The 11,179-nt window shown below is 50.3% G+C and carries 11 protein-coding genes and 1 tRNA gene; 6 read left to right on the top strand and 6 right to left on the bottom strand.

Annotation, left to right across the window (positions count from 1 at the left end; genetic code table 11):
• A partial coding sequence (locus NZ772_06070) for a PAS domain S-box protein (protein MCS6813124.1) occupies nt 1-2,453 on the bottom strand: 2,453 nt, incomplete at its 3' end.
• Between the two features lie 222 nt (nt 2,454-2,675).
• On the bottom strand, nt 2,676-3,161 hold the full coding sequence (locus tag NZ772_06065) for a glutathione peroxidase (protein ID MCS6813123.1): 486 nt from the start codon (nt 3,159-3,161) through the stop codon (nt 2,676-2,678).
• Between the two features lie 674 nt (nt 3,162-3,835).
• On the opposite strand from NZ772_06065, the gene NZ772_06060 reads away from it, so the two are divergent.
• Complete coding sequence (locus NZ772_06060; GenBank protein ID MCS6813122.1) at nt 3,836-4,459, top strand: hypothetical protein; 624 nt, start codon at nt 3,836-3,838, stop codon at nt 4,457-4,459.
• A 13-nt stretch (nt 4,460-4,472) separates the two neighbouring features.
• Here NZ772_06060 and NZ772_06055 read toward each other — a convergent pair whose 3' ends face one another.
• Entirely contained in the window at nt 4,473-5,027 is a 555-nt protein-coding gene (locus tag NZ772_06055; GenBank protein MCS6813121.1) for an NUDIX hydrolase, read from the bottom strand.
• Nucleotides 5,024-6,214, bottom strand: coding sequence for a sulfate adenylyltransferase (gene sat, locus NZ772_06050; protein ID MCS6813120.1), 1,191 nt, complete (start codon nt 6,212-6,214; stop codon nt 5,024-5,026). The genes NZ772_06055 and sat overlap by 4 nt, the downstream gene beginning before the upstream one ends.
• Nucleotides 6,215-6,469: 255 nt before the next feature.
• Between sat and NZ772_06045 the strand changes: the two genes are divergently transcribed.
• Entirely contained in the window at nt 6,470-7,495 is a 1,026-nt protein-coding gene (locus NZ772_06045; protein MCS6813119.1) for a hypothetical protein, read from the top strand.
• 16 nt (nt 7,496-7,511) lie between these two features.
• A complete protein-coding gene (locus NZ772_06040; GenBank protein MCS6813118.1) occupies nt 7,512-7,964 on the top strand; it encodes a DUF3531 family protein in 453 nt (150 codons plus the stop codon).
• Here the strand turns inward: NZ772_06040 and NZ772_06035 are convergent.
• Entirely contained in the window at nt 7,948-8,598 is a 651-nt protein-coding gene (locus tag NZ772_06035; protein ID MCS6813117.1) for a hypothetical protein, read from the bottom strand. The genes NZ772_06040 and NZ772_06035 overlap by 17 nt on opposite strands.
• On the opposite strand from NZ772_06035, the gene NZ772_06030 reads away from it, so the two are divergent.
• The 3 genes from NZ772_06030 (at nt 8,564) to NZ772_06020 (ending at nt 10,068) form a co-directional block, all read left to right on the top strand.
• Nucleotides 8,564-9,049 (top strand): dihydrofolate reductase, encoded by a 486-nt coding sequence (locus NZ772_06030; GenBank protein MCS6813116.1) that lies wholly within the window; start codon nt 8,564-8,566, stop codon nt 9,047-9,049. The two genes, NZ772_06035 and NZ772_06030, sit on opposite strands and share 35 nt — an antisense overlap.
• 20 nt (nt 9,050-9,069) lie before the next feature.
• Nucleotides 9,070-9,942: a protein phosphatase 2C domain-containing protein gene (locus NZ772_06025; GenBank protein MCS6813115.1), complete on the top strand. Its 873-nt coding sequence runs from the start codon at nt 9,070-9,072 to the stop codon at nt 9,940-9,942.
• Nucleotides 9,943-9,979: 37 nt separating this feature from the next.
• Nucleotides 9,980-10,068, top strand: a tRNA-Ser gene (locus NZ772_06020).
• Nucleotides 10,069-10,075: 7 nt separating this feature from the next.
• On the opposite strand, the gene NZ772_06015 is transcribed toward NZ772_06020, so the two are convergent.
• Nucleotides 10,076-11,179, bottom strand: a 1,104-nt coding sequence (locus NZ772_06015; GenBank protein MCS6813114.1) for a ComEC/Rec2 family competence protein, incomplete at its 5' end; no start/stop codon positions are given.

Below are 11,179 nucleotides of genomic sequence, written 5' to 3'. Positions count from 1 at the left end.
GGGATGCCAATGCCCGTATCCCGAACGCTAAACTCTAGCTCATAGATTGGGTAGATGTTAGTGTAGGCTACTGGCAATGTAGCTTGGTCATTATTCGTAATTAAACGTCCACGACCTAACTGCTGAGCTGCTACATGCACTACTACTTCACCCGTGGCTGTAAATTTCACGGCGTTGCTGAGCAAATTCATAAGCACCTGCCGCAACCGAGTGACATCACCCTGCACTACTGTAGGCACGTCAGGGTCAATGTAATAGACTAAATCCAAATTCTTTTCAGCCACCTTGGGGGCTAATAGGTCAATTACACTCTCTAGGCAATCTCGTAGATTGAAGGGATGTTCTTCCAAATCCAATTTGCCAGACTCGATCTTAGAAAAGTCGAGGATGTCATTGATGATGGTGAGCAGGGCATCGCCACTGTTGCGAATTGTTTCAGCAAAGTCTCGCTGCTCTAGAGTCAGTTCCGTATCTAACAGTAGACCTGCCATACCAATCACGGCATTCATGGGAGTGCGAATTTCATGGCTCATCATCGCCAAAAATTCACTTTTCGCTCGGTTAGCGGCTTCTGCTTCCCGTTTGGCCTGTTCTAACGCTTGCTGGGCACGGCGGCGCTCTGTGGCATCTAGCCCTACAGACAGCATACTGACTAGATTGCCCTGCTCATCTAGAAAAGCTTTATTTGTCCATTCCAGCCACACCCGTTCACCATTACGGCGCATATTTTCATGTTCATGGGTAATGTAACGTTCTGGATGCCTAATTAAGTCTTGCAGCATCGCCGCTAGGTCTTGACCTTGGCTATCCACAGCAGGCAGGATGGTGCCTAGGATGTTGCGTCCAAGCAGTTCTTCTTCCGTATATCCAAAAAATCGTTGAGCGAAGTCGTTAACGAAGGTGATGGTGCCGTGGGCATCCCAGCGGACGATGGCACTGTTGGCGCTTTCTACGAGGGTGCGGTAACTTAATTCACTTTCTCGCAGGGCTTCTTCCATTTGGCGACGATCGGTAATATCCCGTGCTACCCAAATGACAGTATCTGTCGTGACTGGTGAAATTGAGGCTGAAAACCAGCGATCGCTGCCATCTATCGTGACGGCATACTCCATAGTTGTGGTTTGTTGAGTACTCAGTACTTGACGCACGTAATCTAGGAAGCGATCGGCCTCTGCGGCAGGAAAGAGATCATGCAGAGTTTTGTCTGATTGCTCTTCCAAAGACCGATGGAGCGTTACTGGATGAGTGCTAGACAACCGTCGTAGTCGGCCAGTGCTGTCAATCACAAACACCGTATCGGGAATGGCTGCAAACAAAGCCCGAATTTCTGATTCAGAGGTGCGTAGGGCTGCTTCTGTTTGTTTTTGCTCAGTGATGTCAATTAATAGGCCATCGGCTAAGATGCCGTTTTCCCTCAATTCCAGATGGGCATCACCCCGCAGCCATTTAATCTCGCCAGATGGCATCCGGATGCGCCCTTCCCACCGCCATGGACGCAGGGTTTGAATAGCAGTCTCGATCGTGGCTTCAAAGGCAGTCACATCGTCTGGGTGCACTGCTTCAATGACCAGGGACGGATTCCGTAGAATTTCCTCCGCTGTAAAGCCATAAATCCGCTGACAACCTGGGCTGATGTAGGAGAAGGACAAGTTGGCCTGGAAGTCAAACATGCCCTGAAAAATAATGCCTGGTACTCGCTCTGCTAGGCGTTGAAATTTAGTCTCACTTTGTCCGAGGGCATCCCTAGTGCGGCTGAGGAGTTCGGCCTGCTGCAATGCTACGCCTAGTTGGCTAGCAACGTGGCTGACTAGCTCAATCTCGTCAGGCGACCAATTGCGTGGGGCATGACACTGGTGAATGCACAATAGTCCCCACAGGTTTCCGTCGCGATTGATGGGTGAGGTAATGCTAGCTCGCACCCCTAGGTCATATAGCTGTCGCAGGTAATCATCACTAAGGGCAGTAGCGTGTAGATCATTGACAACGTGAACGTAACCCTGTTGATAGCGGGTAGCAAAGCGATCGCCAAAGCAGGGGTTCCAGGTTTCATCATGCAAAACGGAAGGCAAGCCTGGAATGACCTCTTCGGAGACGAATTCCCCTCGGCGGTGGTGAGTATTGGGGGTAAAGTGAAAGATGCTAACTCGATCGGCACCCAATAACTGCCTGACATCACTAGCTGCCACTCGCAAAATCACCGATGGCTCTAGTGATGAACGGATGCGAGCCATAACTCGTAGGAGGGCAGGCCGGTAGTTTTGTTGGGTGGGAGTTTGACTCTGGGTTGTAAAGGACGGGGGTAGGGACGATCGTGTTAGTCCAGCACTAGCTTGGTAATGCACCTTGTCTAGGTTCTGCTGTCGTACATCGGCCAGCAAAATCAACTTCATCTGCTCAAAGGCAGCGTCATCTCGACAGTAGGTACGCAATTGCTCTAATCGATAAGGATCCATAGCACTGAACTATTCAGGAGACAACCTGTCCATGTAGTAGAACACCTAATTTGAGAATACCCAGCTAGTTGGCTACGTCTACGCTGGCGACCACTTGAACTAAGCCTAGTCATGTTGTGGGGATTAACCCTTGGGGGGACTAGCCCCCCAGCCTGTAGATACTCTAGCTCAAGTACTGACTGGATTCATGATTGCCACTATGAGCAATTCTTAGTCCAATGGTTACGCGGCTAGCTCACGTTCGATCGCAGCCACTAAGTCTGGGTCATCGGGCTTGACACTACTGCGATAGCGCGCAACAATACCGCCTTGTTTATTAATCAGAAATTTTTCAAAGTTCCAGGAAACATCTCCCGCAGGGGTGACCGCAGTCGTTAGCCTTGCATATAGTGGATGCTGTTGTGCTCCGATCGCATGTACTTTGTCAAATAGCTCAAAGGTCACGCCGTAATTGCGGGTGCAGAATTGGGCAATTTCTTCGTTAGATCCAGGTTCTTGGGCACCAAAATCATTACAGGGAAACCCCAGCACCTTTAAGCCCTTTGGCCCATAGGTTTCGTGCAACCTTTGCAACCCTGCGTACTGGGGGGTATAGCCACAGTAAGACGCGACGTTGACAATCAGGAGCACGTTACCTGCATAATCGCCTAAGGATTTTTCGCTGCCTGTTGGGGTTTTGACGACAATATCCGAAATGTTACTGCTCATCCTTGCTCCTAATTGAATGGTATTGTTATCTCTTCCCTATTATGCTGGATATGCAGCCAACTCAAATCAGCCCGTTACGCCGCTCATCTATGTGGGATACAATAAATGCCCGGTTTCCAGCCAATGGTCTTAGGCCAATAAACCCTAGCTTAGTCCCATGGTTGGGAATCGCTGAATTTGATGGATCCTATCATAGATGGCCACTTGGCAATTGTCGTCAGTGGTCTCATCACCTGTCTATACCATGGGTGATTTGGCTGCATCATGGACTCATTGCATTGGGTAGCGGGATGCTTGCTAGTTTGGGAACAGTTCCTTCTTCCTGGGCCGCACCACTGGAGGCATCTCCTAGCTGCCGTCATGCTGTTACGACGGACTGTATGACAGAGCTAGCATCCTGGTATGCGATTGCCACTCCGGAAGTCATCGCATCCTCTGAGCCAACCAGCCAAGCTTCTATGCCAGTAGAGAAGTTGCCCCTACCTGCCCAGGCGATCGCCATGCCCACGATAGAGGCTACAACTGTTCAGTTTGCTCCATCCCCCTCTGATGTGCTCCAGCAGCCGCAGGTCTTACCTAAAGCTCATATGTTGGCTGCCGATGGCGGCACCATTCCCCATGGTCACCTACCAGCTCAGTCCCTAACGGCATTTACCTTAGAGACCCATTCGTCAGTGGTTGCCCTTACTCCTCCGTCAGGACGGGCGATCGACCTGCGTCCGGAAGTGATCGAACAAAGTCCCCTGCTGCAACGCTGGCTGCAACAAGTTCCCGATATTACTTCAGAAATCACCCACTCGCCTAGTTTTCGCACACGTCTGCGCCTAGGCTATAGTCAGTTTCCCTCCACAAATCAAGCGCTTGGGATCAACCTTGGCATTGAGGATGTGTTCTTGGGCAGAAGTGGGTTTACCGTCAGTGGCGATTATTACACTACGTTTGATGGTCAGCGCCGAGGCTGGGGAGCCGATTTGCATTATTATCTGCGCCCACTGGGCAGTTACATCAATGTTTCGCCTGTAGTTGGCTATCGCCATGTGGACACACCACTCTACTCAACCGATGGGCTAAATGTTGGGCTACGGCTGATGGTTGTGCTCTCTAGAGGTGGTGGGGCAGATTTTAGCCTGACCCAGAGTTGGTTAGCACCAGGCAGCGATCGGGAAATTGGGATTTTTAACTTCTCAGCAGGTTATGCCTTAACATCTACTCTGCGGCTTTCGGCAGATCTGCAACAGCAAAATGCCCGCCAACGCCAAGATAGTCGAGCTGCGATCGTGCTTGAGTGGATGCTATAGAACCTATAAGAGGCTACAGGTTCAGGTGTGGACGAGCTAGGAAAAAACTGGTGACTGACTTGGCATCGATCGGCTCCCCTGCCAAGATTGCCGCTTCTAACTCTGAGGGGGTCATTAGTACCACTTCAAGATCTTCGTCTTCATCCCGCTCTGGCGGCGTTTCCAGCTTTGTTAAATCCTGGGCTAAGAAAGCATAGATAAACTCATCAGAGTAGCCCGGAGCCAAGGGAAACTCTCCCAACTTCGTCCACTGATCGGCACGATAACCTGTTTCTTCTTCAATTTCTCGCTTGATAGTCTCCACCGGATCTTCATTGGGTTCCACCGTCCCTGCCGGAAACTCCAACAGTCGCTTTTGGATAGCAAATCGATATTGTCGCACCAGCACCAGCTTGCCCTCTGGAGTCACGGGTATTGCCAGTGCCCCACCGGGATGGCGAATACATTCCCATGTGCCCTCAGTTCCATTGGGCAATCGCAGACTGACAACCTCGTAATCAAACTTACGCCCGTAATAGACCAGGTGTTGTTTCAACAGTTGGGGTGGTTCAGAACCCGTTTGGCTCATATCTGAAAATCAGGCTCCTCATTGACTTTCATAGCTCGTGCTAGTTCGGCTGCCACTTCTGGACGAGAAAACTCTGGCGGTGGTAATTCGCCTCGACGGAGCATTTGCCTCACCTTTGTGCCAGAGAGATGGATACGTTCCTCAGGCAGACTGGGGCTAGTTTTAGTAGTAGCCATGGAAAGGGTGCGAGTGCAGTAGAAGGCGTGTTCAAATTTCATCGGCACAATACCCAAGGCATGAGGGTCAAACTCATCGAAAATGCGCTGGGCATCGTAGGTGCCATAAAAGTCCCCCACACCTGCATGGTCGCGCCCAACGATGAAGTGCGTGCAACCGTAGTTTTTTCGCACCAAAGCATGGAAAATTGCCTCACGGGGGCCAGCGTAGCGCATAGCAGCCGGGTTGATGGCTAAGATCACCCGCCCTTTGGGAAAGTAGTGCTCTAGCATGATTTCGTAGCAGCGCATCCGCACATCCGCCGGAATATCGTCTTCTTTAGTGGCACCAACAAGGGGGTGGAGAAACAGGCCATCCACAATTTCCAGAGCACACTTGATGATGTATTCATGAGCGCGGTGGATAGGATTGCGGGTTTGGAAGCCAACGATCGCCCGCCAACCCTTTTCTTTGAACATCAGCCGAGAGGCTGCTGGGTCGATTTGATAGGCAGGAAATTGGGGATGGGGATGGCGTTGCAATAGCCAGATAGGCCCGGCTAGATTGACGTTACCTTGGTCATAGAGCACCTTGACACCAGGGTGACGGTCTTCGTTGGTGCGATAGACATGAATGGCCTCGTGAACTTTGTCATAGGTATATTTTTGAGTGAGTTGGAGAACGCCAACAAACTGCCCTGTGGGATCATCGAGACGGATCAAGGAACCTTCACGCAGTGGCTCTGCAATAGCTTCATCTACCGAAAGGGTGATCGGAATTGACCACGGCAGCCCATTAGTTAGATGCATGTCATTGACGACACCTTCGTAGTCATCACGTTCCATAAAGCCAGTAAGGGGGCTAAAGCCACCAATGGCAATCATCTCTAAGTCTGACAGGGAGCGTTTGTCAAGCAACACCCGTGGCAGATGGTCTGCTTTGTCTAAAAATTCTGCCCGTTGATCATCCGTAGCGATTCGATTAACCAACGTCCCACCGTGAGGCGCAATCCCATCGATACCGTAGTTCATGAATATGCAGGAGCCTGTAGACTACTTCTTATAAAGAAATGCTTAAGCAGCATAACCTAGGCTATCCTATCAGGTTTCAGGTTATTTAGTAGTTGTTAGTTCACTGGTCATTAGTCATCAATATATCAACTTTGGCAGTTATCAGTTTGAGGAGTAGTTTTTCGTCTAACCCGTGAAACGGCAAGTGATCTAGAGCAAAGGAACCGGATGATGACCGATTGCGTCTGAAACAACCTGAAAGAGACTGTAAACGTTATGATGATAAAGCCAATCACCCACCGTAAACAAATGGGACTGCCACTGATGGTTCAAACCCATGCTAAAAAATTTGTCGCTATTACTAGCCTAGCCACTCTAGTTATGGGTCTGTGGGTCACGCCAGCTTTGGCAAGGGATCCATTTCGCAGCAGCAATGCTCGTTCGATTAGTGATCAAGTATCGGCTGCATTTGATAGCGTATTTGTCAATGGCAACTACCCTCAGGCTCGCAATTATCTCGACCAGGCTGATAGCGCTGAGCCGATGAGCCATGCTATGCGGGCATCCCTAGCTTTTACCTCTGGTGATTTGGCAACCTTCCAAACTAATGCCACCCTAACTCGCCAGACCGCAGAGCAGCTTGTCAGCCGTGACCCGCTACGGGGAAACCTCTACATTGCGGTTGGTCATTTTCTGGAAGGCGCTTACATTTTGCTAAGCGATGGTACGGTACGGGGAACACCTAGGGCGTTGGGCAAGTTGCAAGAGGTGTTCAAGTACATCAAAGAAGCCGAGAAGATAGATAAGAATGATCCAGAGCTAAATCTGATTAAGGGCTACATGGATCTAATGTTGGCGGTAAACTTGCCCTTTGCTGACGTTGATCAGGCGATCGAGCGGCTGGAGCGATATGCAGGGCCACGGTATCTGGCTATTCGCGGTATTGCCTACGGTTATCGAGATTTAGGTCAGTACAGCAAAGCGTTGGACTATATCAATCGGGCCTTAAAAGACACTCCCAACAATCCTGAAGTTCATTACACCAAGGCACAAATTCTGGTACAGATGGCCAAGCAACAAAACAGCCCTGCTCTATATGCTGAGGCGGCAAAATCTTTCAAGGTTGCTGTGCAGAAATCTGACCAACTGCCACGGGTGCTGGTATGGCAAATTTTCTTTGAGTACTGCTTGAACCAAAATACAGTAGATGGCCAGCCCCGCAATTGTGTGGCCCTGCGTGATACGATCGATCTCAGAGCAGGTATTTGGGGGCCAACCCCTGACAATATGCCTAAGCTATAGTGTCTATGCAGTGTCTATGCAGGTAAGCTTCCGTGAAGTTGACCCCTTTAATGTTTGGATCTGGCTAGAGTTCAGCACGGTTCCCTCGGAGCTAGAGAAGCAGTACGTGGAGGAGGTCTTTAACTCTTGGTATTTCCTAGGGAAGTTGGGTGGGTTTAATGCTGAAAACTTACAAGTGCAGGAAGCTGGAGCTGATATTAGCTACTTAGACTATGACAATGAGGTAGCAGAGGACAGCTTTTTGGCACCAATGCATAACATGGGTGAGTTTGAGTATAAGCACAACTGGGCAAGGTGCTGGTTTGATTTGGGCACGAGTGATGCGATTGCCCTGGATGTTCTCATCAATGCTTTGCGTCAGTTCAGTGGTGAATATGTGGCCATTAAGCAACTGATCATTGGGGGCGCTAACGAAGACTGGAGTATTGCCGATAGTCGCTACCAGGCTGAATTTAGCTTTCCTGAGTGATGGTTACGGCATCTGCTGCAAGCTGTTCAGGCCCTAGGTATTGGATCAAGGCAGCAAATTGTTCTAGGTGTGCGAGTTTGCTGTTGTAGTCAGTCAAGGGTACAGTATCCAAAACAGCAATATGTCCAATTAGGCTCATTTTTGCCCTGATGAGGGGCACAGCTAGGTAACTTTGAGCATTGATACGCTCTAGGTCACGATCGGCAGGGAACAGTGCTTGCACCTGGTCAGGGAAACATTGGGCACGGTGTGTAGCAAATACTAACTCGCAGGGTGCTCCAGCCAATGCGTAGGTGAAGTTTTTACCGAATCCACTACCTGCCCAGAAGGCCAATGTCTGCACTTGGGTTTGGCTTACCTGCTCAGCAGAGTGAATAATCCGCGTTGCTAGAGCATAGGGCACTTGCAGGGTCATTGCTATGTGGTAGACCAAGGCTTGGAAAACATTCCAGCCCTGGGCACTAGCGGTGTTGACAATCATTTCATGGAGTAAATGCACTGCATCTGGGTAGGATGTCAGTACGCTTGCCTCTGGGATAGGAGGATGGGCATTGGACATAACCGATGGGGTAACGGGAATGATTACGATCGTAGCGGCAATGGCGGCCAACCGGGTAATTGGTCGTAATGGCAAAGTGCCCTGGTACTTACCGGAAGATTTGCAGCGCTTTCGGGCGTTGACCTTGAACCATGCAGTGATTATGGGACGCAAGACCTGGGAGTCTGACCTAGAAAGACGACCATTACCACAACGCACCATGATTGTAGTGTCACGTTCTCTCTCTGCTGGGGATGGTTTACCACCGGGTGTTAGGGTTGTGTCGTCGCTCTCAGCAGCACTGCGTGGGATTACGCCTACCCAGCAGGCATTCATTATTGGCGGTGCTTCAATCTATGCCCAAGCGTTACCGCTAGCCGATCGCCTTGAACTGACATTGCTCGATTACCCAGTTGATGGCGACACTTACTTTCCTGAGTATGAAGCCCTTGTTCCTACGGAGTTGCAGTTAGTTCACGCAGACCTGCGATCGGGTTATCGGTTCCTGAGCTACCGTCGGAACGGTGCTGTAGTCACTGCTGTGTAAATCTTTAGGACTCTGGAGCTATGAATCATCAGTTTCAACTGGCAGCAGGCTCTATAACTGGTCGAGATCACCTATCCATGGGCAAAAACAACCAGGATGCTATGTACAGTCTGATAACAGACCAGGCGTTGATCAGTGTAGTGTGTGATGGGTGTGGCAGTTGTGCCTACAGCGAGGTGGGTGCGAGGCTAATTGCTCGATTAACAGTTACTACGATCGCCCGCCACCTTCAAGCAGCCCTCACGAATGATTGGGCTTCTATCCGTCATCAATTGCTGACAGCACTCCAGACTATTGTGACGACGCTGGGAGGTGATGTAGAGCAAACAGTGCGCGACTATTTTTTGTGCACGATCGTAGGTGTGATTGTTGCACCTGAGAACACGGTATTGTTTTCCCTCGGTGATGGTATCGTCTTGCTCAACGGGCAGCTTGTGCCCTTAGGGATGACAGCCAACAATACGCCGCCCTATTTAGCCTACGGACTGTTAGAGTGGCTAGATGCCAGTCGAGGTCAGCAGCTCATGGCAGAAAAATGGGCAGCTATGTCACAGTTTCAATGTCACGAGTGGATCCCAACGTCGGAGGTGGCCTCTGTCTTGATTGGGAGCGATGGGGTGCTGGATCTGATCAAGGTGGCTGATCGTCCCCTACCTGGAAAATCTGAGGCGGTAGGTCAAATCAGTCAATTTTGGGAGGACGATCGCTATTTCGAGAATCCAGATAGGATCCGACGGCGGTTGTTCTTAATTAATCGAGAGGCTACTCTCTTAGATGCCCAAACACAGCACCTAGTCAGATATCCTGGCCTGTTGCCTGATGACACAACCTTTGTTGTTATTCGATCTAGCCAGCCTATAATTCCTCAAGGAGCTAACAAAAGTGACAGTTGAGGAAGTCTATAAATTTGCTATTATGGCCTAATGACCGGGAGAGGTGGCTGAGTGGTCGAAAGCGGCAGATTGCTAATCTGTTGTACGGTTTAAATCGTACCGAGGGTTCGAATCCCTCTCTCTCCGTTCCGTGCTATAGCTGGCTTTCAGCTTCGGTGGAGCTAAGGGTAAAACCAGTGGGTTTCCATTGAATAGCGCCGTCTCGCGTTAGCCAGAACAGTTGAATATGGCGCTTACGCAATCGATCGCGGGTATCAGGGTGCAGTTGGGGAGCAGTTGCGATCGCCCATTTGGGTTGTACTCGTTTCAGCAGGGCACCCGCTAAAGCATCTCCGCTCCACCACACGACTTGGGCAGTGGGCAGGTTGTTGGCTGTTGCAAGTTGCACCTGCTGGGCATGGGACAAACCACCCAACCATAACCAGAGTGTTGATCCAAGTTGCAGGGTTAGGACTAGCGGTTCAGTTATTACTGGTCGAATAGTGATGGATCCAAGTTGCACAGGATTGGTGGTCGTGAGGGAATGCCAGGAAATCTGCTGAAGTGCAGGTATGTTGGGAATGGAAGCCAGACTAGAGGCATGGTATAAGCTAGCGATGGGAAACCGTGCTGCGATCGCTGACCATCCACTAGTGGCAGCCATCGGATTTAGCGCTAATGCCCAGTGCAAACGATTAATTCCCTGAGCCTGTAAAAACGGGACTACAGCAAAATCCACTGTTTTTGGACTGGGATCACCGATAATGCCAACCTTGCCGCGCTCTTGCCATACCAAGACTGACTCGTTAGGCGTAGCCATAACGGTGGCTCGCACCAGTTGCGCTGCTGTATACCAGGCTGGGAGCATGACTAGGCTGCACCCTAGGACAATCGCAATGCCTAGCAACGCTGCCATTGGTAGCCGGAAAAGTCGTCTGTAGTTAACGGTTTGGGGCTGATGTTCATAGCTGCTTTGCCACCAAACTAGACACAGCAATCCGTACAGCATCAGCAATTGCCAAAGGGTAATGCGTCCAGTAGCAATGCCGTTACCAGGTAGTTGAAGCGTTAATTGCACAATCTGCATAAGCCAATGACTGGGCCAATAGAGCGCCCAAGCCAAAGCACTGCCAACGATCGGCACCACAAGACCAGCAACAGCACTGATGAATGCCCCTAGACTGACAATGACAATTAAAGGAGTAGTCACTACGTTAATGGGGATGCTGTTGGGAGAAACGACTCCAAAGGCCAGTAG

This window comes from Cyanobacteriota bacterium (genome assembly GCA_025054735.1).
Taxonomy (GTDB): Bacteria; Cyanobacteriota; Cyanobacteriia; order SKYG9; family SKYG9; genus SKYG9.
The sequence above is the reverse complement of the archived record's forward strand: the minus strand, read 5'-3'. Positions and strand labels throughout refer to the sequence as shown.

What these genes read in the sequence shown, in the direction of transcription:
- NZ772_06030 (MCS6813116.1), top strand. Translation starts at nt 8,564, where the DNA reads ATGGCGGCCAACCGGGTAATTGGTCGTAATGGCAAAGTGCCCTGGTAC.
- NZ772_06045 (MCS6813119.1), top strand. Translation starts at nt 6,470, where the DNA reads ATGATGATAAAGCCAATCACCCACCGTAAACAAATGGGACTGCCACTG.
- NZ772_06025 (MCS6813115.1), top strand. Translation starts at nt 9,070, where the DNA reads ATGAATCATCAGTTTCAACTGGCAGCAGGCTCTATAACTGGTCGAGAT.
- NZ772_06065 (MCS6813123.1), bottom strand. Translation starts at nt 3,161, where the DNA reads ATGAGCAGTAACATTTCGGATATTGTCGTCAAAACCCCAACAGGCAGC.
- NZ772_06055 (MCS6813121.1), bottom strand. Translation starts at nt 5,027, where the DNA reads ATGAGCCAAACGGGTTCTGAACCACCCCAACTGTTGAAACAACACCTG.
- NZ772_06040 (MCS6813118.1), top strand. Translation starts at nt 7,512, where the DNA reads ATGCAGGTAAGCTTCCGTGAAGTTGACCCCTTTAATGTTTGGATCTGG.
- sat (MCS6813120.1), bottom strand. Translation starts at nt 6,214, where the DNA reads ATGAACTACGGTATCGATGGGATTGCGCCTCACGGTGGGACGTTGGTT.